Below are 26,342 nucleotides of genomic sequence, written 5' to 3' on the forward strand. Positions count from 1 at the left end.
GCTCCCTGATGCGCCGTCAAGACCTGACACCACGCTCGAAGAGCTCGGGTACGCGCAAGAACTCAAGCGAACGATGTCGCTCGGCGATGTCGTCGCATTCGGGCTCATCTACATGGTTCCGATGGCGCCGCTCGCGGTCTTCGGCATCATCTACAACTTCTCCCACGGCATGCCCGCTCTCGTCTACGTCGTCGCCGGCGTCGCCATGGTGTTCAGCGCGATGAGCTACAAGGAGATGGCGAAGCGCTTCCCCGTCGCGGGTTCCGTCTACTCCTACGTCCGCCTCGGCATCAACCGGTTCTTCGGATTCGTCTCGGGATGGGCGATCCTTCTCGACTACCTCCTGCTCCCGGCCCTGCTCTCGGTGTTCGCCGCAGCGGCGATGACGAGTGTCCTGCCGGGCGTTCCGGAGTTCGTGTGGGTGATCCTCTTCGTGGTTCTCGCGGCGGCGGTCAACCTGCGCGGCATCACGCTCACCGCCGGCATGAACCTGGTGTTCCTGGTCATCCAGTGCCTCGTCCTCGCCGTCTTCGTGATCGGCGCCGCGGTCGCCGTCGCCCAGGGGCGCGGAGCCTTCACCCTCGACCCGGTCTTCCGGGCCGATGAATTCTCCTGGGAGATCGTCTTCGGCGCGATCCCCATCGCCGCCCTCAGCTACATCGGCTTCGACGCGATCTCCACCCTGAACGAGGAGGCGAAAGGGGGCGGAAGGACGGTGTCGAAGGCGACCATGGTCGTCCTCGTCGTCGTCACCCTGCTCTTCGTCACCCAGGTGTACCTCGCCGCGGTCTTCGTGCCGGCCGACACCGTCTTCGCCGACGGCGATCCCGTCAACAACGCGTTCTACGACATCGCCGGCAAGGTCGTCGGACCCTGGTTCAAGGTGGTCATCACCCTGACGTCCGCCCTCATCGCGATCTTCGCGAACTCGATCGCCTCCCAGGCCACCTCAAGCCGCCTGGTGTTCAGCATGGCCCGCGACCGTCAACTGCCGGCCGTCTTCGCCGAAGTCGGAAAGCACCAGGTTCCCCGCAACGCCATGTTCCTGATCGCCGGGCTGTCCCTCGTCATCGGCATCGCCGGCACCACCCGACAGGAACTGCTCACCACGCTCGTCACCTTCGGCGCGCTGACCGCCTACATCCTGCTCAACATCGCCGTCATCGTCCATTTCGGGATCCGCGGGCGCAGCCGGAACTGGTTCCTGCACTGGACCTCGCCACTGCTCGGCACCCTGGTGCTCGGCTACGCCCTGTGGAACGCCGATCCCCACGCCCAACTCCTCGGCCTGGGATGGCTCCTCGTCGGCATCGGCATCGCGGGCTCCTGGGCCTTCCGCACACGCCACCCGGACACCGAAGCGGCAGCCACGGCCCGGAGCGGGCACTGAGCGCTGACCCCCTGCATCCACGGCGGCACCCTCACCGTCGAGGACACCGCCGTCGGCTGCACGTTCCGCGTCCGCCTGCCCGCCCGGGCCGGCATGGCCGGCACCGGCTGACCGCTCTGAACCGGCGGACCGGCCTCGGGACGTCCTCGTCCACCGGCGCACCTGCCGGCCCTCGGCGTTCGGCGGTGCGCCACTCCCGGGCGGGGCGTGCGGGCCGGTTGGCCTCGGCTCGGTGCGGCACGTGCCGATGGGTCGTCAGGCCCGTAGTGGTGGCAGGCCCGGCGCCGGCCCCGGCCCTGTGGGTGAGGGCTTGACCGTACCGGTGCAGGAGGAGGACCCCGGTGGTGGCGAGGCCGGTGAGCAGGCCCGGGCCAAGCCTCGGGTCTCGCCGCCGAGCGTCCGACTGCTTCCCGTCGATGCGCCACGGAAAACCCGCACTGTCCTCACGGGTGCCCCATATTCCACTTGAATAACAGCTTCGGGTTTCCTGGGAACTTCTTGAGCGTCCTTGTCCTGACAGGGCGTCATATGGCCCATTGCTCCCTCGCATACGATCCGTGCGGCCCCGTCACACGGGCGGGATCATGACAAGGGAGATGATGTGCGCGATCGCATATCAGGGCGCCGCGGGCGGTCGATGCCGCCGGGTGTCCGGGGGGTGGGCGTCGCCGTGGCGATGGCCGTGTCGGTGTCGGTGCTGGTCGGGACGGAGACCGCGCTGGCCGCGCCCGGTCAGGGCAACGCCGGTGGACCGCAGGGCGGTCAGAGTGCGCAGTGGGCCACCACGGCGGCCGATGTGCCGTCGGCGCGGGTCACGGCGCGGCTGTCCCGGCAGCGGGTGGAGGCGCTGTCCGAGCGGACCGAGACATCGACGACGTGGGTCAACAAGGACGGTTCGCTGACCACCGAGCTGTTCGCCGGTCCGGTGCGTTTCCAGCGCGGCGGGGAGTGGACGGACGTCGATCTGACGCTCCAGCCGCAGGCGGACGGTTCGGTGGCGCCGAAGGCGCACCCGCGCGGGCTGAAGTTGGCCGCGCCGGGCGGTTCGCGGGCGAATTCGTTCGCGGATTCGCAGGCGGGCAAGAACGAGGACCGCACCCTGGTGACGCTCGGCGAGGGTGACCAGCAGGTCGAGCTCCAGTGGAAGGGCGGTCTGCCCAAGCCGGAGCTCGACGGCACGAAGGCGACGTACAGGGACGCGATCGCGGACGGCGCGGCGGACCTGGTGGTGGAGGCCACCCGGACCGGTTTCGAACAGTTCACGGTGCTCAAACAGCGCCCCACGACGGCCGGTTATTCGTACACGATGCCGCTGAAGGCCAAGGGCCTGAAGGCGGAGGCGCAGGGGGACGGCAGTGTGCTGTTCACCGACCGGAAGACCGGTGAGAAGCGGGCCGTGCTGCCCGCGCCGGTGATGTGGGACGCCACCTCGATCGCCGGATCGCACGAGCACCCGAACCGCGCCGAGGTCGGTCTGAAGGTTGTCCAGCACGGCGAGAACATCGACCTGGTGTTCACGCCGGATGCGGCGTTCCTCGCCGATGCGAGGACGCAGTTCCCGGTGACCGTCGACCCGTCGACGATCGCGCTGGGCAACGTCTTCGACACGCGGGTGCAGAAGGGCGAGACCGTCGACTGGTCGGCGGACACCGAACTGTACTGGGGCAACTCGGGCACCAAGAACGCCGACGGCTCCTCCCGGGAGGCCCGCGCCTTCATCAACTGGAACACCGGGCCGATCGCCGACGCGCTGGTGATGAACGCGACGCTGTCGCTGTGGAACTTCCACTCCGGCAACAGCGACTGCGCCGCCTATGCCTGGGACATCTACGACACCGGGCTCGCGTCCACCGCGTCCCGCTGGACGGCGCAGCCGGCCTGGAACTCCAAGCTCGCCTCGTCGAACGAGACCGCGGGCCGCACCGGCTGCCAGAACGACGGCTGGATCAACGCCGACGTCACCAATCTGGTGCAGACCTGGACGTCGGCGAAGAAGTCGACCTCCGGCATGGGCCTGCGGGCGCCGGACGAGACCAACACCAAGTACTGGAAGGAGGTCAACTCCTCCGAGGCCGGCTCGAACGTGCCGAAGCTGACGGTCACCTACAACTACCGCCCGCGGACCGGCACCGACCAGCAGGCCGGCTCGCCGTTCTACAAGGACGCGAACGGCACCTGGTGGGTCAATTCGACCACGCCGACGTTGCGGGACACCTTCGTCGACCCGAACAACGACAAGGTCAACGGCACCTTCCAGATCTTCGACAACGACACCAACGCGCAGGTCGGCAACGTCCTGGTCTCGCCGTACGTCGCCTCGGGCCAGCCCGCCTCGGTGACCGTCCCGGCCGGCCTGCTGGCCAACGGCAAGACGTACCGTTTCCGGACCTCGCCGTACGACAGCATGCACTACAACCTCGGCTGGTCGCCGTGGGCGTACTTCACGGTCGACACCTCCAAGCCGTCCGCGCCGACCGCGATCACCTCGACGGACTACCCGTCGGGGCAGTGGGTCAAGGGCGCCGGCCAGGCCGGCGTGTTCACCGTGACCCCGGCGTCCGGCGGCCAGAGCGCCCTGGAGTGGACGCTCGACGGCACCAACTGGACGAAGGTCCCCACCAACGGCTCCGCCGCCCCGGTCAACCTGACGGTCACCCCGGACAGGGCCGGCACCCAGATCCTCCAGGTGCGGGCCGCCAGCCGGGCCGAGAACAAGTCCGACGCGTTGTCGTACACCTTCCAGGTCGGCGCGGGCGGCGTGATCTCGCCGAACGACGGCACCCGCACCGCGGCGCGCCTCCCGCTGATCGCCGAGGCCGACGCGGCGAAGTACAACGCCGTCAGCTTCTCCTGGCGCCGCTCCGACGCCGACCCGTGGACCACCATCCCGGCCACGGACGTCACCAACGGCGGCAACACGGTGAACTGGCCCGTCGCACTGACCACCGGCAAGAGCCCGTCGCTCACCTGGAACGCCACCAGCACCGTCAGCCCCGACGGCGCGGCGCAGCTCCGTGCGGACTTCACGGGCCCGAACGGCGCGGCGGTCTCCTCCGAGGGCGTCAAGGTGGTTGTCGACCGCAAGGCGTCCGGCGCCGCCTCCACGCAGGTCGGCCCGGGCACGCTCAACCTGCTGACCGGTGACTACAGCGTCTCCGTCACCGACGCCTCGTTCTTCAACCTGTCGGTCGGCCGTACGCACTCCTCGCGCGACCCGAAGGCCGCGGCGAACCAGGACGGCCAGGCCGCGATCTTCGGGCCGAACTGGACCTCCGGCGTGGGCGCGGAGGTCTCCCAGTCCGCCTACACCGAGATCCGCAAGACCTCGAACACCTCGCTGGACGTGGTCCTCACCGAGGGCGGCACCGTCGCTTTCACCGCCAATGCGGCCGGCAACGGCTGGGTCCCGGAGCCCGGCAGCGAGGCACTGACCCTGCGCGGCACCTTCGCCTCGGGCGACTTCACCCTGTCCGACACCGACGGCTCGGTCACCACCTTCGCCAAGGTCGACCCGGCCGCCGCGACCTGGACGGTGACGTCCAGCCTGCATGACGGCCTTGACAACTCGACCTCCACGGTCATTTCCGAGACGACCGTGGTGAACGGCAAGACGCTGGCCCGGCCGAAGTACATGATCGCGCCGACCTCCGCCGTCACCGCCGCCGCGTGTGCGGCCAACCCGGCCACCAAGGGCTGCCGCGTCCTGCAGTTCGTGTACGCCACCGCCACCACGGCCACCGGCTACGCCAGCAGCACCGACTTCGGTGACTTCGCCGGCCAGGTGTCGACCATCAAGCTGTGGGCCACCGCCCCCGGCGCGGCCAACGCCACCGCCACCGACGTCGCCACCTACCGCTACGACCTCGGCGGCTCGCTGCGCCAGACCTGGGACCCGCGCCTCGGCGCCGGAACCAAGACCCAGTACTCGTACGTTGCCGCCGCCTCCTCCAACGGGGCGCTGGCCGGCATCCTGCCGCCCGGCATCAACGGCGGCTACCACATGGCCTACGGCAGCATCGCGGCCAACCCGTCCGCCGGCGACGGCATGCTCACCAAGGTGTGGACCAACACCCTCACCCCGGGCACCAACACCGTCAACGGCACCGCCAACACCACCATCGTCTACGGCGTCCCGACCAGCGGCAGCAAGGCGCCCGAGGACCTGTCGGCCACCGCCGGCCTGACCTGGGGCCAGACCGACCTGCCGACCGACGCGACTGCGGTCTTCCCCGCCGACCAGGTTCCCGCCTCCAACAGCGGCACCGACCTGAACGCGGGCGACTACACCAGGGCCACCGTCAACTACCTGAACGCCTCCGGCCGCCAGGTCAACACGGCCACCCCCGGACACCGGATCACCACCACCGAGTACGACAGGTCGGGCAACAGCGTCCGAACGCTCTCCGCGGCCAACCGCGAACTCGCCCTCGGTACCACCGACGCCGCCAAGGCCCAGCTGGCCGACCTCGGCATCAACACCCTCCCCAGCGGCGAGCGCGCCCAGCTGCTCTCCAGCACCAGCGTGATCAGCGTCGACGGGCTGCGTGAGACGGAGAGCTACGGCCCGCTGCACCGCGTCACCCTCGGCGCCGACGTGGTGTCCGGCGGCGCGACGGTCGCCAAGGCCGGCACCGAGGCGCTCTCCCGCACCCGCGTCGTGAAGATCTACGACGAGGGCCGCCCGACCGACGGCACCGCCAAGGTCAAGGACCTGGTCACGTCCACCGTCACGGGTGGCGCGCTGCGGGCCTGGCCGGACGTGTTCGTCGAGACCCGCAGCGAGAAGCGGGTCTACGACTGGGTCCTCGACGTCGCCACCCAGCGCATCCAGGACGTCGGCGGCCTGAACCTCACCACCGTCACCGGCTACGACAGCCAGGGCCGGGAGACCTCCAAGTCGCTTCCCCGGTCGAACGGGTCGGACGCGGGTACCACCCGCACCACCTACTGGTCCGCGACCGGCACCGGCACCTGCGCCGGCCGCCCCGAGTGGGCGGACCTCGTCTGCCGGACCGGCCCGGCCGGTGACATCACCGGCGGTGGCTCCAACCCGGCCCAGCTGCCGTCCAAGACCGTCCAGTACGGCCTGTTCGGGCAGATCACCCAGACCGACGAGACCGCCAACGGCGTCACCCGCACCACCACGATCACGCCCGACGGTGCCGGCCGCCCGGTGACCGCCACCGTCACCGGCGGCACCGGCGCGGCGGTTCCGCCGGTCACCACCACCTACGACCCGATCACCGGCGCGGTCACCAAGCAGACGTCCGGCACCGGCGGGACCATCACCAAGGCGTATGACGCGATCGGCCGCCTGACGTCCTACACCGACGCCGACGGCTCGACCACCACGACCCAGTACGACGCGCTGGACCGACCCGTCACGGTCACCGACAGCGTCCCGTCCACCACCACCTACACCTATGACACCGCCGTCGACCCGCGCGGCCTGGCGACCTCGGTCACCGACTCGATCGCCGGCACCTTCACGGCCCGCTACGACGCCGACGGCTCCGTGGTGACCCAGGGCCTGCCCGGCGGGTACACCATGACCGAGCGCCACGCCCCGAACGGCACCGCCACCGGCCGCGTGTACACCCGCGACAGCGACGGCACGGTCGTGCTCTCCGACGGCATCACCGAGACCGTCCAGGGCCAGCGGGCCACCCACACCGGTACCCCCGGCGTCACCCCGGCCCAGACCTACACGTACGACAAGGCCGGTCGTCTGACGACGGTTCAGGACACTTCCACCGACGCCGTCTGCACCACCCGCAGCTACGGCTTCGACAACAACACCAACCGCACCTCGCTCGCCACGGCCGTCGCGGCCCGCGGCACCGACTGCACCACCACCGGAGCGACCACCCAGACCAACACCTACGACACCGCCGACCGCCTGGTGAACCCCGGTCACACCTATGACGCGTTCGGCCGCACCACCGCCCTGCCCGGATCCACCGTCGCCTACTACACCAGCGACCTGGTCCAGCAGCAGACGACCGGTGCCAACCGCCAGACCTGGACCCTCGACCCCGCCCAGCGCTTCCGCGGCTGGACCACCGAGACCAACAACGCCGGCACCTGGACCCAGAGCGGCACCAAGACGAACCACTACTCCAGCGACAGCGACAGCCCCAGCTGGATCGCCGAGGACGGCGCGGGCAACCTCACCCGCAACGTCGGCGGCCTGGTCGGCGGCCTCGGCGCCACCACCACCAAGACCGGGGGCACCATCCTCCAGCTCGCCAACCTGCACGGCGACATTGCCCTCCAGCTCCCGCTGGACACCTCCCAGGCGCCGGTCGCGCTCGACAGCGACGAGTACGGCAACGCCCGGGCCGGCCAGGCGGCCGCCCGCTACGGCTGGCTGGGTGCACAGGAGCGGTCCGCGGAGACCGTGGGCTCGGTCATGCTGATGGGCGTCCGGCTGTACAACCCGGCCACCGGCCGCTTCCTGTCCGTCGACCCGGTGGCCAACGGCAGCTGCAACCGGTACGAGTACACCTGTGCCGATCCGCTGAACAAGTACGACCTGGACGGCAATGCGCTCATGGAGCGCGTCCAGACCGACTGCAATTACTACAACTGCGTCCGCATCCGGCGTATCTGCGACAAGTCGAGCCGCAAGTGCTCGCTCCAGTGGGACATGTGGTTCCGCCAGGGCTGGGCCGGCGCCTACATCTACGCCGGCTGGCGCTACCGGCTCTCCGTCAACGGCGACCAGGTGGCCGCCGGCAGCTACAGCCACGGCGAGCTCGGCTGGTACAACTTCCACGGGTACTGGTACGGAAACGGCGCCCGCGGGAGGCACAGCTGCTACGGGTTCTTCATCTGCTTCCTCGACCCGGGTGACTCCGTCCAGTTCTACGCCACCGGCAGGGCCGCGATCGGCGTCGCCCAGTTCTACTGGCAGCGGTTCCAGAACTTCGGCGGTGGTGGCCGCTACTCGGGCTGAGGCCTGAGAGTCTTCAGGACACGTCCCACCGCAAGACCCGTTCAGCACCGCACCGACCCGGCCGGTTCCTCCGGCCGGGTCGGCCTTTCCTCGTCGCCAGGAGACACCACCCGATGAACGACCGCGAGTTCGAGGCCCGCTACGAGGACCGCTTCGCGCACTGGCTGGCACGCATGGACGGCGAGCTGGCCGTCCTGCCGGCGGACGGGCCGACCGCCTGGATCCGGAGGGTCTACCGCGAGCACGGCGAGCTGCCCGTGGAACGCTTCGCATGGCTCGCCTTCGACCACAAGTGCCGGACCGTCACGGAGGCGCTGCGCCAGGTCGTTGCCGACGCGCGGGAGTCCACGCACCACGACCTGGAGATCCTGCCGGAGTTCACCAACCCGTCCCCCGGGTTCCCGGCGGGCGACGTGGCGGTCGCCGGATCGGCGATCCAGTCGTTCGACGGGCCGCGGGTGCGGGCGGAGGTCGCCGACGCCGTCCAGTCGTACCTGGCCGACCGGTACCGGACGGTGTGGCCGCTCTGTCCGCGCCACCAGGTGGGCCTGCACGCCGTCACGCACGACGGCGAAGCCACCTGGTGGTGCCACGTCGGGGACCACCCGGGCGACCGGATCCCCGCCGGCGGGCCGGCGGCGGCCTGACCGGCGTCGCGCGTCGCGCCCGGTGGTCAGACCGCCCTGTGGTGGGAGCAGGTGGAAGCGGTCGATGACGGCGGCGGCTACCTGGACGGGGGATGCGTCCTGAGCCCCGAGCGCCGCGAGCCGCCGGTAGTGCGGCGCCGTCCGCGCGCGCACAAGCCTGGGCGGGTCAGCCGTCGTGGAGTGCCGTCCTGAGGGCGTCGACGGCGAGTTTGCGGGCGACGTTGGCGGCGCGGGTGTCGCGGAGGCTGTCCAGGAGGAGGAAGTCGTGGACCATGCCCGCCACGCGGACGGAGGTGACGTCGACACCGGCCTCGCGGAGCTTGTTGGCGTACTGCTCGCCCTCGTCGCGCAGGACGTCGGCCTCGTCGGTGATGACGAGGGTGGTCGGCAGGCCCTCCAGTTGCTCCAGGGTGGCCTGCAAGGGGGAGGCGTGGTGCTCGGCGCGCTGGGCCGCATCGGTGGTGTAGGCGTCCCAGAACCACTTCATGCCGTCGCGGGTGAGGTAGTAGCCCTCGGCGAACTGCCGGTAGGACGGGGTGTCGAAGTCCGCGTTGGTCACCGGGTAGAGCAGCACTTGGGCCTTGAGGCCGATGCCGCCGCGCTCCTTGTTCATCAGCGCGAAGACCGTGGACATGCAGCCGCCGACCGATTCACCGGTCACGGCGATCCGGGAGGTGTCCAGGCCGTGTTCCGCGCCGTGCTCCATCACCCACTGGCCGACCGCGTAGTTCTGCTCCACCTGGGTGGGGTACTTCGCCTCCGGCGCGCGGTCGTAGACGGGGAAGACGCCTGCGGCGCCCGCGCCGACGGCGAGCTCGCGGAAGAGCCGGTCGTGCGTCACGGCGTCGCCGAACACCCAGCCGGCGCCGTGGATGTAGAACACGACGGGCAGTGCGCCGTCGGCTCCCTGGGGGCGGATGATGCGGGTGCGGACGGTGCCCCATGCGCCGGCATCCACCTCGACCCACTCCTCGTCGACCGCCGGTCGTGGCACGTCCGGCCCGGTCTGCAGGCCCAGGAGGATGTCACGGCCCTGCTCGGGCGGCACCTCGTAGATCCGCGGATGCGGATCGGTCGCCTCGCACAACTGCTGCGCGGCAGGTTCGAGGTAGGGCGTGATCGGCGGAGGAAGATCAGTCATGGGTCGCTCCCCAGTGCGTCGCGGCACACGTGTGCCCGTTCCCGCGCTCCCCCCGAGGCCCTTTGGCCTCCTCTCCATCGTCGGTCCCTGTCCGTCATGCGCAACCCGCAACGGCTCCGGGCGCCGGAACGGCGACACGGAGCGTCACCGACCGGCCCGTCCGGCCTCCCGTGCGGCACCATCGTCGTGCGGGCGGGCGCCCCCACCGCACGGAAGAGAAAGGCGAGACCATGACCCGGGTCCTCTTCGTCGTGACGGCGGCCGACACCTGGACGCTCAAGGACGGCACCAAGCACCCCACCGGCTTCTGGGGCGAAGAACTGGCGATTCCGCACAAGATCTTCGGCGAGGCCGGATGGGAGATCACGATCGCCACTCCGGGCGGGAAGCGGCCCACCCTGGACAAGATCAGCATGGGCCGCACGGCAGGCCTGCCGGGCACTCTCCGCGAGGTCGCCGCCCACCTGGCAACGATCCAGGGCGCGTTGAACAGCCCGGCGGTGCTGGGCGGGACGGACCCCGACGACTTCGACCTGGTCTTCTACCCCGGCGGCCACGGGCCCATGGAGGACCTGTCCCAGGACGAGGCCTCGGGGCGGCTCCTCGCCAAGAGGCTCGCCTCGCGCCGTCCCCTGGCCCTGCTGTGCCACGGACCCGCCGCCCTGCTCGCGGCGAGGAGCGGCGACGGGGCCTGGCCGTTCGCGGGGTACCGGATCACCGCGCTGTCCAACGTCGAGGAGAAGCTGAACAGTTTCGGCCGCAAGGCGCCCTGGTACCTGGAGGACAGGCTGCGCGAGAGCGGCGCCCGCTACACGAAGGGCGCGTTGCCGCTGATGCCCCACATCGAGGTCGACCGGGCCCTCTACACCGGCCAGAATCCCGGTTCGTCCAAGAAGCTCGCCAACCGCCTGGTGGAGAACCTGGGCTGACGGTCCGTCGATCCGCGCGAGGGCCGCCGCACCGGTCCGCGGGCGGGACGGGCCGCAGGCCGCGCGGCGGTCAGGGACCGGTCGGCGCCGCCCCTGCCGGAGCGGCGCCGAACAGGGCCCGGACGGCGGCGCGGACCTGGCCGGCGACCACGTCGGGGGCCGAGGCGTCCAGCTTCCCGTCCAGGTGCAGGAAGGCCAGGCCGTGGACGACCGCCCACACCGCGGTGGACAGGGCCTCCGGTTCGGAGTCCGGGAAGACGCCGCGGACGATGTCGTGGACGTACGCCCGGATGGCGGCGGTCGCCGCCGCGCGCTCCTCGTTCGTCGGGTCGCAGGGTTCGGCGAACATCACCCGGAACATCGCGGGCCGGTCCAGCGCGAACCGCACGTAGGCGACAGCGATGTCGGCCAGGTCCCCGGGCGTGCGCGGCGAGGGGTGCGCGGCTGCCAGGTGGGCGGCGAGCTCGGCGTAGCCCTCGGCCGCGACCGCGGAGACGAGCGCGTCACGGTCCGCGTAGTGGCGGTACGGGGCGGTCGCGGACACGCCGGCCCGGCGCGCCACGGCCCGGAGGGACAGGCCTGCGCTGCCGTCCTCCTCCAGGAGCTCCCGGGCGGCGCGCACGCACGCGGCCCGCAGATCGCCGTGGTGGTACGAGGCGCTCGCCTGTGCCATGGGTCACCCTCTCCAATGTTTGCAGCGCTTACATCTTTCCTTTAATGTAAACAACGCACACATAGTAGTCGACAGGAACGAGGGACCGGCCGATGGCCAGCCAACTGTTCACGCCCCTGCGCCTGGGCTCCGGGGCGGTGCTGACCAACCGGATCGCCAAGGCGGCCATGGAGGAGAACATGGCCGACGCCGGCCAGCTCCCCGGCCGGCGACTGATCGAGCTGTACCGGCGCTGGGCAGCCGGCGGGACCGGACTGCTGATCACCGGCAACGTCATGGTCCACGCCGAGGCCCTGACCGGCCCCGCCGGCGTCGTCCTCGACGAAGCCGCGCCGCTGGAGCCGTTCGCCCAGTGGGCGCAGGCCGCCAGATCGGGCGGCGGAGCGGTCTGGATGCAGATCAACCACCCGGGCCGCCAGGTCGCCGCCGACATGCCCGGCGTCGTCTGGGGCCCCTCCGACGTCGGCGTCGAACTCGGCAGGCGCAGCAGCCGCTTCGGCCGCCCGGCCGCCATGTCGCCCGAGCAGATCGCAGCCACAGTGCGGCGCTTCGCCCTGACCGCGTCACGCGCCGAGCAGGCCGGGTTCGACGGCGTGGAGATCCACGCCGCACACGGCTACCTGCTCTCCCAGTTCCTGTCGCCCCTCGTCAACAAGCGCACCGACATCTGGGGCGGATCCCTGGAGAACCGCGCCCGGATGCTCCTGGAGACCGTCCGCGCCGTGCGCGCCGCCGTCTCCGCGTCCTTCACGGTGGCGGTGAAGATCAATTCTGCGGACTTCCAGCGCGGCGGATTCGACGCCGACGACGCCCGACGGGTGATCGAGTGGCTCTCGGCGCTCGACGTCGACCTCGTCGAACTCTCCGGCGGCAGCTACGAGAGCCCGGCCATGACCGGGCGCGCCGCCGACAGCCGCACCCGGGCGCGCGAGGCCTACTTCCTCGAACTCGCCAAGGACCTGGTCACGAGCAGCCCCGTCCCCCTGATGCTCACCGGCGGCATCACCCGCCGCCGGACCGCCGAAGAGGTCCTCGCCAACGGCGTCTCCCTCGTCGGCATGGGCACCGCCCTCGCCGTCACCCCGGATCTCCCCGACCGCTGGGCGAAGGGCCACGAAGCCGGACGCGGGATGCGCCCCGTCACCTGGAAGGACAAGCCCCTCGCCTCCGCTGCGAGCATGGCACAGGTCCGCCGCCAACTGCGCCGCCTCGCCCGCGGCACCGACCCGCGGCCCGGCGTCCACCCGGCCATCGCCCTGCTCGCCGAGCAGCGCCGCCAGCGGCAGGCCCTGCGCCGCTACCGCAGGTGGCTGACCACCCGGCAGGAGACCGCCGCAGAGCACCGGTGACTGCCGGCGAACCCCCTCTCCGGCGGGCGGCGGGTCCGCTGGCGCCTTGGCTGCTCCCCGGGCCGGGCCTGTGACCCTTGGGACGAGCGTGCGTCTATTCGATGATCATGTGGAAGAACGCCACGGCGGTGACGAAGGTGCCGCCTGCGGCGAGGAAGCCAGTGGCCGGGGCCGCCCCCGAGAGCGAGGTGAGGACTCCGGCGGTTGCGGCGCAGATGACGCCGAGGAGGAAGACCACTGCGGCGCGCTGGCCGAGCAGGGGGCCCTGGCTGTTGTTCATGTCGGCTCCCGTGGGGCTGGTCCGAGGGGCGGTGCGGCTGGTGCGCGGTGCCCGTGCACCAGGGGTGTAGGCGGCGCGCCACCCACACCCCTCGCATGACGTGGATCACACGGGAAAGTTCTGGTCGGGGCGAGGGGTGATTCCTGGCCGGGGCCTACAAGTCAGGTGACGGGCCGTCGGGATTCGGCGTGGAAGTGTCCAGGAGGAGCGGGTGTGGCGGACGAGGTTGCTGACCGTGGAGGCCGTCAACCGGCTTCGGCTGTTCCGGGCGCTCAGCCTGGCGACGCCGTGGACCGCGGCCTGAGACTGGCTGCCCTCGAGAGCGATCTGGTCCGGGCGGGCGGCGGGAGTCCCCACGGCCGGGAGGCTCGGCTCGCCGCCGATGCGCAGGTCGTGCGCCACCTGCGCCTGGCCGGCTTCCGCGGTGACCAGTACCAGCGGTACATGGAGCAGGTGATGACCTACGGCTGGAACGTGCTCGCCCCCTGGTGCAAGAGCGGCGAGATATTCAGCCGGGCCCGCGCGTTCGGCCGGCCGGTGCCCCAGGCCGCGATCACCCACACGTGGGAGGAGGAGGACCGCCAGGAGGTCACGACCGAGACGGTCATCGCCGGGGAGAGGTTGTTCCGCAATCACGCCCTGGTCAACGGCGTCTGGACACCCGAAGGCGGCGCGAGCTTGACGACCTACTTCGTGGGCGCCTGCATTCTGGCCTTCAAGGGCGAGTACCTGCGCTGGTTCCGCCACCACAAGGCGCTTCACCTTCATCTGGCCGGTGACGATGCCGCGCAGGTGCTGGCCGCGCTGCCGGACCAGAGAGCCGTCGACCCGCTCGAAGCGGTCGTCCTGAACAGCCGGGTCGCTGAGGCCCTTTCACGCATCACCGATCCCAAGGTACGCGCGGGTGTCATCCTGCGGGCCGCCGGGTTCAGCCAGTCCGAGGCCGCCGACTGCGTCGACCTCAGCACCAAGGCGCTGGAGAGCCGGCTCGGCCGTGCCCGGGCCGGACTGCGAGGCGGCAGTGCGTCGGAATCCGTCAGCAAGTAAGGGGGGACGATGACCATCCGGAACGATCAGACGCCGGCCGTACTCGCTGCCGATGAGGCTGCCCCCGACCCGGCCCTCGGGTTCGACGACCTGCTGGCTGCCTCCAGCCTGGGTGCACCACACGTGGTGGCCATGATGGCGCCTTTGCCGGCGACGGCCGGCGCACACATCACCCGCCACCTCGACGCCGACACCTGCGACGACAGCGCCGAAGGTGACGGCGGCCGGGCGCACTCCAGCCCGGCGCCACAGCGGGCCGCCGAAGGCTGCCCGCACGACGGAGACCGGAGGCCCGCCACGAGCGGGTTCCCCGGGCTGACGCTCTGGACCAGGAACCACGATGCCCCGCCGAAGCCGCAGACCCTGCTGCTCTCCGCCCACAACGGTCCGGGCAAGTCCGCGGCCACCGCCCTCTTGTGGGCCCTGCTCGGCGCGGAGCGCGTTCGTGCACGGCCCATAGCCGGTGTGTCCGCGCACGAGCTCTTCGACGCAGCGGACCTCATCGGTGCGGACCTGGGGCCGGACCTGGCGCCGTGCCACCTGTACCTTGAGGAGGCCCTTGCGCGGTGGGGAGACCGCAAGAAGAGGGCGTGCGTAGGGCAACCACGCCCAACGACGGCCGCCGGATACACCGGCAGCGGCAGGACGGGCGCTGCCCTGTGGGAGCTGTTCGACAGCCTTCGACGCCATGGTCGGCCTGCTGGCGCCGTGTCCGAGGAGCTGTACCGCACTGCCTTCCGGGAGGCCCTCGAACTGTGTGCTGCCTCCCCGGCCGTGCATGGCAGCTGGTCCGAGTCCATGCACACCGTCATGTCGCTGCCTCCCCTGCCGGCCTGGGCCTCCATGTCGGCGGGCGCCGGCGGCTACGAGGAGACATGCGCGCTGCCGCGGCAAGCACCTGTGGAAAGGGCCGACGGCAGGCCTCGGCCGTACCGCCGACTCGGCGCCCATGTCCTCGACACCCTGGACTTGTTCGCCGGTTCGGCGTTCGCCGACGACGGCGACTGCCGTACGACGACAGTCCTGGACGACGGGCCATGCCGGCGGCTGTACCACTACTACGGGATCGGGGACCAACAGCACGCACCCCTGCCGGCCGTGGACAGGGCGTCGCGAACCCGTCGTGCGGGCGAGGAAGTGCGGTTGTTCGGCCCGCTTCCGTCCGGAGCGTACGGCAGCTTCCAGCCTCCAACTCTCGTTGACAGTAGCCCGGGCAGGGCCGCGGCGCCGTTCACCCATGAACTAGCCGGCCCGGGCGATCCGGCCGCCTCGACGAATCTGGCCCTTCGGCTGGACGCATTGCGCCGCTCGCTGGACGACGATCCGGGATCCGTCTACCTGGTCCGCCCGGGCAGACGCTCACAGCCGCCCGGCCTCCTGTTCCTGCCTGCCAGGACGCCACGGGCGGGACGTCGTCATGCCGACGCACGCAAGCCCAACCCGGCAGCGGGCACCCGCCGAGGCCCATCAGCGGGCGATCAGTGCTCGCGCCTGACCACCGAGGTCTCCGATGCCGGCACTGCGCTTCGCATGCGGGTGCGCATGCATCTGCTCACGCCAGGCGAACAGCACATCGAGGTACCCACCGAACTCGTCTACCGCTCCCGCGACCCGTATGCCGTGGAGCTGGCCTTCACCGTGGCCGGAACACCATCGGTGCACTGGGCCCTTGCCCGTGACCTCGTCACCGACGGACTCACAGGACCGGCGGGAACCGGCGACGCGCGGATCTGGAGCGACCCGGCCGGCGCGTTCGCCCCGGACAGTGACCGCAGGGTTCACCTGAGCCTGGAACCACCCCAGGGCCAGGCCCATCTCACGATGCCGTGGAGCGACCTTGAGGAGTTCGTCACCGCCACCCGCAGGATCGTGGCACCGGGCAGGGAACACACCCACGTCGCCGCCGCACTGGAGGACTTCACCGAATCCATTCACCGCAGTACGACGACACCGGTGACGCGCCCTGCCATCCGTCCATAGACACGAGCGCCGTTGCCGGCCGCTCTCGACTGGCAACGGCGTACCTGGCTGTCGGCAGAGCGCCGAGGACGAGCAGCGCTGCGCACGCCCGCTCGGGCTCCGTGGCCTCCATGGCGAGCGGAGCGGCAGGGACCGTGCGGACCGGCTGTCAGCTGGACGAACGCCCGGCTGCGGCGGCGCGGTGGCGTAGTCGACGCAGCCGGCGAAGAACGGCAGCGTACCCGGGGGGCGCGAGCGGCGCGTTCGCGCCGTGGGCCGGTCCACGGCCGGTCCGGGCCTACCCTCTCGTCGGACGGGAAAGGGGCGGTGACTATGGCTGGGAGTCAAGGGGGGGCGGAGGTTCACATCCTGTCGTTCCGACAGTGAGCTCGGTGGCAGAAGACGGTATTTGGGAAGCCGAGTGCCCTGACTCCGGCGGCGCGGAGGGCGTCGGCGGCGCGGAGGGGTGCGGGGGCCGTGGTGGGGGCCGGGCCGCCGGTGAGGATGGGGCCGGGGGCGGTGTCACGCACGGCCGGACGCTTCGCAGAGCCAGGGGGCGGCGGTGAGCAGGGCCGTCAGCCGATCTCGATGGTGGGTTCGGGGACGGGGGCGAAGTGCGGGGAGTGGTTGGAGGGGACGGTGTCGGGCAGGCCGTCCTCCAGCAGGGAGGCGGGATCGACGTCCCGGTAGAGGGCGGGATCGGCGCCACCGAAGTGCCAGAAGACCGAGGGGACGCCGAGGGCCGCGCCGAAGATGCCGAAGTCCTCGCTGCCGGTGAGCGGTTGGGGCAGGGTGAAGACGCGGCCGTCGCCGAACGCGGTGGTGAGCGAGGCCTGGACGACTCCGGTGGCTCCGGGCTCGTTGACGGTGAGCGGGAAGGAGTTGATCCGGGTGATCTCCGGCTCTCGCGGAACGCCTCCCGCTCCTTGAGGTCGGGGACCGCACGGTCGTCCTCCGCTCGCCCAAGCGCATGGGCTGGCTGCTCGACGACGCCGGCCGTGCGACCGGGCGCGTTCCCCTCGCCCTGCCACGGGCCTGACGTCCCCGGTCGGCTCCTCCGATCGGCCGGGCCGAGGAGGAGCTCCCTGGTCTGCTTCCGGGGTCTGCTTCGGGCTCGACGGGGCCGCGCGGTTCGATCTCCTCGCCGGCGAGCCGGGGGCCGTCGGTTCCGCTCGGCCACCCGCCTGCGGGGCAGTACCCGGATCCCGGTGAGGACCGGCTCGGCTCCTGCCCGGTCGTGGACCGGGCCGAGCGCCCGGCACCCGCCTGCCCGCGGCGGACACCGACCGGCCGGCGCGCTGGGCGTGCCGGCCGGAAGGGGGATCAACTCGGCTTTCCGGCAGGGGAGTCCGAGCGGCGGCCGGGCCGGGGCGGCATCCTGTCCTCCGCCGGGCGCCGGGGTCAGCGGGCCGCGTAGGCGCCGTCGACCAGGTGGTAGCTGCCGTGGATGAAGGAGGCGCGGTCGGACAGCAGGAAGGCGGTCAGCTCGGCGACCTCCTCGGCGGTGCCGAGGCGGCCGGCCGGGTGCAGGGCGACCAGGGCGGCACGGGTGGCCTCGTCGGCGTGGCTCAGCAGCGGGGTGTCGATGAAGCCCGGGCCGACCGCGTTGATCCGCACGCCGTGCGCGGCGTACTCCAGCGCGGCGGTCTTGGTCAGGCCGACGACGCCGTGCTTGGCGGCGGCGTACGCGGGGGAGCCGGCGAAGCCGTTGGTGCCCAGGATGGAGGCCATGTTGACCACCGCCCCGCCGCCGGCGGCGAGGATGGCCGGGATCTCGTAGCGCAGGGAGTGGAAGACGCCGTCCAGGTTGGTGGCCAGCACCCGGCGCCAGTCCTGCGGGTCGTACTCGCCGGTCGGCGCGGTCACGCCCGCGATCCCGGCGTTGTTGACGGCCAGGTGCAGGGCGCCGAGGCCGGTCACGGTGGCCTCGACGGCGGCGCGCACCGACTCGGGGTCGGTCACGTCGACCTCGACGGCCAGCGCCCGCGCCCCCGCGGCCTCCAGGGCGGCGGCGGCCGTGCGGGCGCCCTCGGCGTCGTGGTCCGCGACGGCGACGGCGGCGCCACCGGCGGCCAGCCGGCGCGCCACGGCGAGACCGATGCCGGAGGCGCCGCCGGTCACCAGCGCGACGCGTCCGGTGAACTCCTGCGGCTGGGCGGTGGTGGCGGTCATGGTGGTGCTCCTTCGGTGCTGTGAGGGTGGTGCAGGTGGTGCAGGTGGTGCTCAGGCCCTCGGGTGGTCCGGGGGCGGCTCGGCGGCGAGCGTCGTGAAGGCCTGTTCCAGCAGCTCGGGCAGCCCGCCCGCCCCGTCGTCCTGCGCCGGACGGCGGACCCAGGCGCGGGTGGCGGCCAGCAGGGCCGCGACCCCGAGCCCGATCGCCACGGCCGGGCGCAGGTCGCGCTCGGCGTCCAGGCCCAGCCGCGCGGCGGCGATCCGGATGGATGCCTCCTCGGCGTCCACGCAGATCCGGCGGTAGACGGCGGTCAGCGAGGGCTCGCGGGCGATCAGGGCGAACAGCTCGGGCATGTCCGGGCGGCGGTGCCAGGCCGGTTCGGCCTCGTCCCGCAGCCAGTGGCGCAGGGCCGCCCGGTAGGCGGTCAGCGGGGCCTCGTCGGCGGGGCGGGAGGCCAGGGCCGCGTTGATCCGGTCGAAATCCGCCCGCAGGCAGTCCAGCACGGCGTCCTCCCGGGAGGGGAAGTAGCGGCTGAACGTGCGCCGGGAGACGTCGGCCAGCTCGGTGACGTCCTCCACCGCGACCGCGGCCAGGCCCCGGTCGAGTACCAGCCGCAGCGCGGCGCCGGCCAGCGCCTCCCGGGTGCGCCGCGCCTTGCGCCCGCGCCGCCCGTCGGTGGCCGCCTCGTCCTTCTCGATGCTCACGGGCCCCACCGTACACCCGGAAATGTCCCAATGGGACATGAGTCCCGCCGGGACATTTCCGTGCCGTTCCCGGCCGGGCGGCCACGCGGCGCAGCCCGCCGCGGACCTGCCACGGATCCGCCGGGAACCGCGACCGGTGGCGGGTGCCGAGCGGTGCGCTCGCGGACCGGCCCGGAGCAGCCGTGCACGCCTGGCCGATTTCTCTGCGAGGACAGCACAGCCGGGGCGGCTCGGGAGGCCTGGAGTCATGGCACGGCGAAGCCCGGTCCAATCGGTGGAAGTCCGCGAGGGCGGAGCGCGGGAAGCGCAGGAAGTGATGGTCGACACCGCCGTCGAAGCCGAGAGTGTGCGGCACGGACGTGTCGTAGAGGGCGAACTCCCCGGGCCCCAGCACGGCTTGACGGTCGTTCTGCGCCACCACGCTGGTCCCCGTCACCTGGAGGCCCAGGAAGACCTCCGGCTCGGTGTCCTCCCGCGCCAGCCGCTGCGTCCGCCGGATCGTCAGGCCGGTCGCCCGCCCCGGGCGGACGCCGCTGCAGCCGACCGTGTCCAGCTTGGCGACCGCGCCGGTGCGGCACTTCGAACCGCCTGGAACGGGCAGCGCGGCCGAAGCCGGCCGTCTCCATGCTGTTTCCGCATCGAGCGTCCTTCCCCCGAAGGCCGATTCCGCGCTCAGGGTGGCGGCGGAGGGCGCGGCACGCAACGGGCGCTGCGGCCGGACTCCCGCCCGGCGGCCCGCCACCGCGTGGCCCGCCGGACGAGCGGTGTCCGGGAGGCATGGAGGACGGGAAAGAAGGTTTGTTTTTCAAACTCACACATCTATAGTGAGTCAGTCCTGTTTTCCAACTCTCCGGCCCGGGTGCTCCGCGGGGCCGATCGAACGAGGAGACCGCATGAGGGCTTCACCATCCGTCGCCACGGGTGCCACCGACGAGGCGTCCGACGGGGCGGTGCCGGGGGAGCGTGGGGAGGCCCGCGGCAGCGGCCCCGGGCCGGTCCTCGTCGCCGCCTGCCTGGGGCTGTTCACGGTGTTCCTCCAGACCACGGAGACCATCGGCACGCTCGGCGCCGTCCAGGCCGGCCTGCGCGTCGAGCCCGCCGACATGGTGTGGGTGCCGAGCATGTACACCCTGGTGGTGGCCTCCTGCGTCCTGGGCGGGGGAGCGCTGGCCGACCGGTGGGGACGCCGGCGCGTCTTCCTCGCCGGGACCGCGGCGATGGCCGCGGGCGCCCTGGTCCTCACGCTCGCCGGCGACCTGACCACCGTTCTCGTCGGCCAGGCGGTCGCCGGCCTGGGCGGCGCCCTGATCACCCCCAGCTCGCTCGCGCTGATCACCCACGCCGTCCGCGATCCGCGCCGCCGCGCCGGGGCGATCTCCGCGTGGGCGGCCGCCTCCGGGCTGGGCCTGGCCCTCGGCCCCCTCGTCGCGGGCCTCGCGCTGCGCTGGTGGACCTGGCACACGGCGTTCTGGCTCAACATCGTCATGGCCGCCCTCGCCGCGGCGGTCGCGCTGGTCCGGGTCTCCGAGTCCCGCAACCCGGCCGCCCGGCGCGTGGACTGGGCGGGGCAGTGCACCGCCGCCGCCGGACTCGCGCTGCTGGTCTTCTGGCTGATCGACGGCGGCCACCACGGCTACGGCTCCGCGCGGGCCGTGGCCGCCGCCGCGGCGGCGGTCCTGCTGCTGGCTGCCTTCATCGCCGTCGAACTGCGCCACCGCGCCCCCATGGTCGACCTCCGGCTGATGCGCGACCCCTCCTACAGCGCCTCCCTCCTGCTGGCCGGGTCCGTCCTGTTCGGCTTCGTCGGCCTCTCCCTCCTCCAGGTGATGTGGCTGGAGCGGGTGCGGGGGCTGACCGCCCTCCAGGTGGGCGTCCAACTCCTCGCGGAATTCGGGGCGTTCATCGCGGCCTCGGTCCTGGCCGGGATCTTCGTGCGCCGGCTGGGCCCGCGCGCCCTGATCACGGCGGGCCTCCTGCTGGCCGCAGTCGGGGCCGCACTGTTCGCCCGGATCGAACCGGACACCGCGTTCACCGGATACGCCGCCGCCTTCGTCCTGTTCGGCCTCGGCTGCGGCCTCGCCAACGCCCCGTCCACCGCGCTCGCCGTCAGCCACGTCCCGCGCGGCCGCGAGGGCGAGGCGGGCGGCACGGTCAACGCCGCCCGCCAGATCGGCGCCGTGCTCGGCACCAGCATCCTCGGCACGCTGATCACCTCGGGCTTCGTGGAGCGCCTCGTCCGCGTCCACGACCCGCGCGCCGCCTTCACCGACGCGGTGGGCCACGCCACCTGGGTCGCGGTGGCGGTCCTGCTCCTCGGCGCGGCGGTGGCGATCGGTCTGTCGGCACGCTCCCGCCGCACCCGCCTCGCGACCGCCACCGGCTGACCCCGGCCGTCAATGTGCGGGACGGGGCAGCGCACCGCACCACACCGATCCGCATCCGACGCGGCAGGCTCCGGACACCCACCGGCCCTTCCCGGAGCCGGACTTGCCGTGCGGCCACCGGAAGGGGGGCCGGCCGAACCCCCTCCGGCTGGCCGGCCAAGGCCCTTGAGGGCATGGCGGAATCCGGGGACCTCCGGGTGGACGAGGGCCTGGTCGTCGGGGCCGGCGGTCGAGGCGGACAGGAGGGCGCCGGACGCGTCGTAGGTGGGGGACCAGGGGGTGCGTCCGCCGGAGGTGGGGGCGGTGAGCGGGCCCCGGCCGGCGGGGAGCTCCGGCCGCCGGCGCCGCGGGGGAGGGGGGAAGGCGCGCGCCATGAAACCGGGCAGGCCGAAACACGTCAATGCTGTTGTCATAAGAGCGCGGCGACGGGCGGAGACCACAACGCCCCCGGGCAGCGGGGTGGCTGCCCGGGGGCGCGGTGCGGGCCCGGGGCCGGATGGCGGTCAGACCTCCAGGTCGGCCTCGATCCTGGTGAGCTGGTGGCGGGCCATCGCCAGGTTGGCCCGGCTCTTGTCCAGCGCGAGGTAGAGGAACAGGCCCTTGCCGCTCTGGTTGGCGAGCGGGCGGATCAGGTGGTACTGGCTGCTGAGGGTGATGAGGATGTCCTCGATCCCGTCGGTGAGGCCCAGCATGTCCATGGTGCGCATCTTCGCGCGGACCACGTCGGTGTTCCCGGCGGCGGCCACATTGAGGTCCAGGCCGCCGGGGCCGTCGAGGGTCGCCAGCGCCATGCCGCTGTTGTAGTCGACCAGGGCCGCGCCGATGGCGCCCTCGATGGTGGTCATGGCCTGCTTCAGCGCGCCTGCGGCGTCGGTCATGTCGGTGTCTCCGGTTCGTGGATGGAAGGGGAAGGGGCGGAAGGGGAGGGGGAAGGAAGGAGAGGGGGACGGAAGGGGAGGGGAAGGACGAGGGGTGGTGCGGCCGGGAGCGGTCAGAACTCCCGGGCCTCCTTGGGCGGGGCCGTCTCGTTCAGGAGCGCGGCGATGCGCCGGGCGGAGCGGCGGGCCTCCAGGTGGAGGCGGCCGATGTTGGTGTCCGGGTGGGCGAGGGCGGTGAGCACGCAGCTGCCGCCGGCCGTGTAGATGGCGACGTAGCCGTGCTCGCCGCGCACCAGCGACTCCCGGAACTCGCCCTGGCCGGTGGTGTCGGCCAGCCGGTGGGCCAGGCCGAGCGAGGCGGCGCTCATCGCCGCCAGGCCCGTGGGCTCGGTCCCGTGGGTGTCGTGGGCGATGGGCAGTCCGTCCACACTGGCCACCAGGCCGCCGGTGAGGTGCGGCACCCGCTGCCGGAGGGCGCGGAGTTCGGCCAGCAGCTCGGTCTCCAAGGCGATCAGTTGTCTCCTTTCGACACGCTGCCTGAGTGCCCGCCTCATGACCGTGAGGGCGGGGTCGCGGGCGGAGCGTGGTTCAAAGTCGGGCCTCCAGAAGGGTTCTGACCCGGATCAGCAGGGCGATGTCCGGGACGGCGATGGGGGAGGGGGGCGGCACCGGGGCCGGTTCGGCCGCGTCGCCGGTGAGGGCGGCGAGTGCCGCACCCGGTACGCGGCTGTCCAGGGCGCCGGGGGGTCGCGGTTCCGGCACCCGCTCGGCCGCGCCGTCCGGCGGTCCGCCCGCGGGCTCCGCACCGGCCGCCGACGCGGAGCCGGGTGCGTCTGCGGACCCGGTGGCCGGACCGGTCCCGGTCAGCAGGCCGGCGGCGGCGAGCCGGCGGACGTCCGCGGTGAGGGCGAACGCGGAGCGGCCGAGCAGCCTGGCCAGCTCCGCCGGGGTTCTCCGGCCGTCCGCGTGGTCGAGCAGCTCGCACTGGCGACGGGTCGGCGGGCGGAGCCGGCGGGCGTGGCGTGCGGGGGTGGCGGCGGTCGGCGGGGCTGCTGCGGCGGTGCGGCACAGCGGCGCGGTGTCGAACTGCGCCGAGGGAAGGATCCGGTCCAGCAGGCGCCGCCGTCGTTCGGCCTCCCGGCGCAGGCGGTGGGCGCCGACCGCGGCCACCGGGCCGAGCCAGTGCCGCACGCCCGGGGTGAAGGTCCACGAGGCCGGGGCCGCAGCGGAGTTGGCGGGGGCGTCGAGCAGGAAGCAGGCGGCGTCGTAGAGCGCGCCGAGGTGGCAGAGTTCCAGCTCGCCCTGCGTCAGCCGGCCCTGGCCGACCAGGCCCTCGCCGACCCGCGCCCGGGGGCCGAACCGGTGGACGGCGTCCTGCCAGGTCTCCTGGCTGAGCCGGCCGCAGGCGGTGAGCAGGGTGGCGAGGTCGGGCGCCCGGTCGGACTCGGCGTGGGCGACCAGACCGTCGACGAGGTAGAGGGCGCCGCCCGGGCCGCGCAGCGCACCGGTGGCGTGCTCGCCGGCGAGCCGTTCGACGGCCGCGCCCGCGCCGACGGCCGCGCCCGCACCGGCCGGTGGGGCGTCCGTGAGGGTGTGCGTCATCCGAGCACCAGTTCCTCGGTGAGCGCCTGGAGGCGGAAGCGGGCGGCGGCGAGATTGCCCTCCGCGCGGTCGAGCCACAGGTGCAGGACGAGCCGGCTGTCGAAGACGGTGTCGATGAAGCAGAGCAGGTGGTAGCCGCGGTCGGTGGTCAGGAGGATGTCCTGCAGCGGTACCTCCCGGTCCTCCGCCGCAGTGAAGGTCGCGGCCTCGACGGCCGCCCGCACCAGGTCGGTCGCCTCGGCGGCCGTGGTGTCCTGGTCGCCGGTCGGGCTGACGCCCGCGCTGCCCAGCGCGAGCCCGCTGCTCCAGTCGATCAGGCTCGCCGCGCGGGCCCCGGCGATCGCCATGGCCTGGTTCAGGCACTCGTCGATACCCGGCACTCGGGCTCCTCCGGAGGGTTCGGGAAGGAAACGGCGCGGCGGGGTACCGCATGCCGGTGGGAATGCCGCGACTCGGGCATGTCCGACACGGAAGGGTAGTGGCGGATTCGCCGTGATGAACGTGCCAGGGGCATATTCACACCATAAGGACACACTTTCGGCCACTCTCTGCCCTGCTCCTCGGCGCCGCCCGCGGGTCCGAAGGGCGGGAGGCGGCCGGCGACATGGGTGGCGAGGCCCTCTCCCGGCGCCGGGAGAGGGCCGTGGCCGGCGGTGCCGTGCGTGTGCGATCGGCGTGTTCGGCCGGCCGGCGGGCATGACGGGGGAGGACGGTCAGGAGCGGTCCGCACCCGCGTAGTGGTCGGTCCACGGCAGCGGGGTGCCCGCGTACTTGGCGGTACGGACGTCACCGGAGCGGGCGTGACCCTCGAACAGCTCGACCCGGGCGGCCCGGCCGCACAGCTCCCCGAGTGCCGCGGAGGACTTCGGGTCGCGGACCTCCTGGTACGTGACGGTGCGCAGGTACATCCCCACCCACAGGCCGCCGGTGTAGCGGGCCGCGCCGCGGGTCGGCAGGACGTGGTTGGTGCCGATGACCTTGTCCCCGTAGGACACGCAGGTGCCCTCGCCGAGGAAGAGGGCGCCGTAGGCGTGCATCCTGTCCAGGGCCTCGCGGGGGTTCTCGGTGAGGACCTGGACGTGCTCGAAGGCGAGGGAATCGGCGATGCGGTAGGCCTCGTCGAGGTCGTCGGCCAGGATGATCCGGCCGTGGTCGCGCCAGGCGGGGCCCGCGATGTCGCCGGTCGGCAGTCCGGGCAGGATCTCCTCGATGTGCCGCTGCACCGCGGTGGCGACCCGTTCGCTGGTGGTGATCAGGACGGCGGGTGAGTCCGGGCCGTGCTCCGCCTGCGAGAGCAGGTCGACCGCGGCGATGAACGGGTCGGCGGTGTCGTCGGCGATGACGAGGATCTCGGTCGGACCGGCGAACAGGTCGATGCCGACCTCGCCGAACAGCTGGCGCTTGGCCTCGGCCACGTAGGCGTTGCCGGGGCCGGCCAGCATGTCCACGGGCGCCATGCTCGCGGTGCCGACGCTCATCGCGGCGATGGCCTGGACGCCGCCGAGGACGTGGATCTCGTCCGCGCCGGCGAGGTGCATCGCCGCGACGGTGGCGGCGGGGATCTCGCCGCGGATCGGCGGGGTGCAGGCGACCACGCGCGGCACGCCGGCGGCCTTGGCGGTCACCACGGTCATGTGCGCGGAGGCGGTCAGCGGGTAGCGGCCGCCGGGGACGTACGCGCCGACCGACCGGATCGGGACGTGGCGGTGGCCGAGAAGGACGCCGGGCTCGGACTCGATCTCGATCTCGGACATCGAGGCGAGCTGGGCCTCGGCGAACCGGCGGACGTTGGCCTGGACGGTCCTGATGTCCTCGATGACCTGCGGATCGAGGCTGTTCATGAGGCCGGCGAGCTGGTCCTCGTCCAGCCGGAAGGACTCCGGCTCCCAGTGGTCGAAGCGCGCCGAGAGCTCGCGGACCGCCTCGTCGCCGCGCTCGCGGACATCGGCGATCAGTTCGCGGACGGTCCTCGCGACGGCGTCGTTGCCCGAGGGGGCGGTGGACCGGGTGGCAGCGGCCTTGATGGTACGGGACACGCCGGGCTCCTCAATCGTGAATGGATACGTATCCATTGGATACGTATCCACAGCATGGAAGGCGAGGACCCGGCGGTCAAGGGGTGGTTCATGGCGATTTCGGAATCCGTTCACGCGCGAACGGCGCGAACGGCGCGAACGGCGGGGCCGACGGGAACAGCGGGGCCGACGGGAACGGCGCGACGGGCCCCA

General features: G+C 72.4%; 19 protein-coding genes. 8 read left to right on the forward strand and 11 right to left on the reverse strand.

The features are described from left to right. Positions 1 to 73 precede the first annotated feature (73 nt). From ACF1AK_RS25755 to ACF1AK_RS25765, 3 genes are all read left to right on the forward strand, one after another. A complete protein-coding gene (locus ACF1AK_RS25755; protein ID WP_391501188.1) occupies positions 74 to 1,390 on the forward strand; it encodes an APC family permease in 1,317 nt (438 codons plus the stop codon). A 676-nt stretch (positions 1,391 to 2,066) separates the two neighbouring features. Next, positions 2,067 to 8,348, forward strand: coding sequence for a DNRLRE domain-containing protein (locus ACF1AK_RS25760; protein ID WP_391501294.1), 6,282 nt, complete (start codon positions 2,067 to 2,069; stop codon positions 8,346 to 8,348). Positions 8,349 to 8,461: 113 nt separating this feature from the next. Then, positions 8,462 to 8,995: a hypothetical protein gene (locus ACF1AK_RS25765; RefSeq protein ID WP_391501189.1), complete on the forward strand. Its 534-nt coding sequence runs from the start codon at positions 8,462 to 8,464 to the stop codon at positions 8,993 to 8,995. Positions 8,996 to 9,161: 166 nt separating this feature from the next. Here the strand turns inward: ACF1AK_RS25765 and ACF1AK_RS25770 are convergent, their stop codons facing one another. Beyond that, positions 9,162 to 10,136 carry an alpha/beta hydrolase gene (locus tag ACF1AK_RS25770; RefSeq protein WP_391501190.1) on the reverse strand — a complete coding sequence of 325 codons (975 nt, stop codon included), beginning with the start codon at positions 10,134 to 10,136 and terminating at the stop codon, positions 9,162 to 9,164. Between the two features lie 230 nt (positions 10,137 to 10,366). Here ACF1AK_RS25770 and ACF1AK_RS25775 point away from each other — a divergent pair, with 230 nt between their 5' ends. Further along, positions 10,367 to 11,065, forward strand: a complete 699-nt coding sequence (locus tag ACF1AK_RS25775) for a type 1 glutamine amidotransferase domain-containing protein (protein ID WP_391501191.1) — start codon at positions 10,367 to 10,369, stop codon at positions 11,063 to 11,065. Between the two features lie 70 nt (positions 11,066 to 11,135). Here the strand turns inward: ACF1AK_RS25775 and ACF1AK_RS25780 are convergent, their stop codons facing one another. Next, entirely contained in the window at positions 11,136 to 11,738 is a 603-nt protein-coding gene (locus ACF1AK_RS25780) for a TetR/AcrR family transcriptional regulator (protein ID WP_391501192.1), read from the reverse strand. Positions 11,739 to 11,830: 92 nt separating this feature from the next. Between ACF1AK_RS25780 and ACF1AK_RS25785 the strand changes: the two genes are divergently transcribed. Next, the gene (locus tag ACF1AK_RS25785) at positions 11,831 to 13,087 is read left to right on the forward strand and encodes an NADH:flavin oxidoreductase/NADH oxidase family protein (RefSeq protein ID WP_391501193.1); all 1,257 of its coding nucleotides are present in this window, start codon (positions 11,831 to 11,833) and stop codon (positions 13,085 to 13,087) included. A gap of 94 nt (positions 13,088 to 13,181) precedes the next feature. Here ACF1AK_RS25785 and ACF1AK_RS25790 read toward each other — a convergent pair whose 3' ends face one another. Beyond that, positions 13,182 to 13,367: a hypothetical protein gene (locus ACF1AK_RS25790; RefSeq protein ID WP_391501194.1), complete on the reverse strand. Its 186-nt coding sequence runs from the start codon at positions 13,365 to 13,367 to the stop codon at positions 13,182 to 13,184. A gap of 213 nt (positions 13,368 to 13,580) precedes the next feature. Here ACF1AK_RS25790 and ACF1AK_RS25795 point away from each other — a divergent pair, with 213 nt between their 5' ends. Next, positions 13,581 to 14,414, forward strand: a complete 834-nt coding sequence (locus ACF1AK_RS25795; RefSeq protein ID WP_391501195.1) for an RNA polymerase sigma factor — start codon at positions 13,581 to 13,583, stop codon at positions 14,412 to 14,414. A gap of 9 nt (positions 14,415 to 14,423) precedes the next feature. Beyond that, positions 14,424 to 16,394, forward strand: coding sequence for an SsgA family sporulation/cell division regulator (locus tag ACF1AK_RS25800; RefSeq protein ID WP_391501196.1), 1,971 nt, complete (start codon positions 14,424 to 14,426; stop codon positions 16,392 to 16,394). 554 nt (positions 16,395 to 16,948) lie between these two features. On the opposite strand, the gene ACF1AK_RS25805 is transcribed toward ACF1AK_RS25800, so the two are convergent. From ACF1AK_RS25805 to ACF1AK_RS25815, 3 genes are all read right to left on the reverse strand, one after another. Next, positions 16,949 to 17,404: a M20/M25/M40 family metallo-hydrolase gene (locus ACF1AK_RS25805; RefSeq protein ID WP_391501197.1), complete on the reverse strand. Its 456-nt coding sequence runs from the start codon at positions 17,402 to 17,404 to the stop codon at positions 16,949 to 16,951. Positions 17,405 to 17,774: 370 nt separating this feature from the next. Beyond that, the gene (locus tag ACF1AK_RS25810; protein WP_391501198.1) at positions 17,775 to 18,545 is read right to left on the reverse strand and encodes an SDR family NAD(P)-dependent oxidoreductase; all 771 of its coding nucleotides are present in this window, start codon (positions 18,543 to 18,545) and stop codon (positions 17,775 to 17,777) included. Between the two features lie 51 nt (positions 18,546 to 18,596). Then, entirely contained in the window at positions 18,597 to 19,250 is a 654-nt protein-coding gene (locus tag ACF1AK_RS25815) for a TetR family transcriptional regulator (protein WP_391501199.1), read from the reverse strand. An 893-nt stretch (positions 19,251 to 20,143) separates the two neighbouring features. On the opposite strand from ACF1AK_RS25815, the gene ACF1AK_RS25820 reads away from it, so the two are divergent. Continuing rightward, positions 20,144 to 21,634 (forward strand): MFS transporter, encoded by a 1,491-nt coding sequence (locus ACF1AK_RS25820; RefSeq protein ID WP_391501200.1) that lies wholly within the window; start codon positions 20,144 to 20,146, stop codon positions 21,632 to 21,634. Positions 21,635 to 22,137: 503 nt separating this feature from the next. On the opposite strand, the gene ACF1AK_RS25825 is transcribed toward ACF1AK_RS25820, so the two are convergent. The 5 genes from ACF1AK_RS25825 to hisD all read right to left on the reverse strand — a co-directional run bounded on the left by ACF1AK_RS25825 (position 22,138) and on the right by hisD (position 26,150). Next, positions 22,138 to 22,512 carry a hypothetical protein gene (locus ACF1AK_RS25825; RefSeq protein WP_391501201.1) on the reverse strand — a complete coding sequence of 125 codons (375 nt, stop codon included), beginning with the start codon at positions 22,510 to 22,512 and terminating at the stop codon, positions 22,138 to 22,140. A gap of 113 nt (positions 22,513 to 22,625) precedes the next feature. After that, positions 22,626 to 23,018: a roadblock/LC7 domain-containing protein gene (locus ACF1AK_RS25830; RefSeq protein ID WP_391501202.1), complete on the reverse strand. Its 393-nt coding sequence runs from the start codon at positions 23,016 to 23,018 to the stop codon at positions 22,626 to 22,628. Between the two features lie 82 nt (positions 23,019 to 23,100). Beyond that, positions 23,101 to 24,114 carry a hypothetical protein gene (locus ACF1AK_RS25835; RefSeq protein WP_391501203.1) on the reverse strand — a complete coding sequence of 338 codons (1,014 nt, stop codon included), beginning with the start codon at positions 24,112 to 24,114 and terminating at the stop codon, positions 23,101 to 23,103. Next, entirely contained in the window at positions 24,111 to 24,494 is a 384-nt protein-coding gene (locus ACF1AK_RS25840) for a hypothetical protein (protein ID WP_391501204.1), read from the reverse strand. The genes ACF1AK_RS25835 and ACF1AK_RS25840 overlap by 4 nt, the downstream gene beginning before the upstream one ends. Before the next feature lie 333 nt (positions 24,495 to 24,827). Continuing rightward, positions 24,828 to 26,150, reverse strand: coding sequence for a histidinol dehydrogenase (gene hisD / locus ACF1AK_RS25845; RefSeq protein ID WP_391501205.1), 1,323 nt, complete (start codon positions 26,148 to 26,150; stop codon positions 24,828 to 24,830). Positions 26,151 to 26,342 lie beyond the last annotated feature (192 nt).

Origin of the sequence: Kitasatospora sp. NPDC015120 (assembly GCF_043080305.1) — a bacterium.
Taxonomy (GTDB): domain Bacteria; phylum Actinomycetota; class Actinomycetes; order Streptomycetales; family Streptomycetaceae; genus Kitasatospora.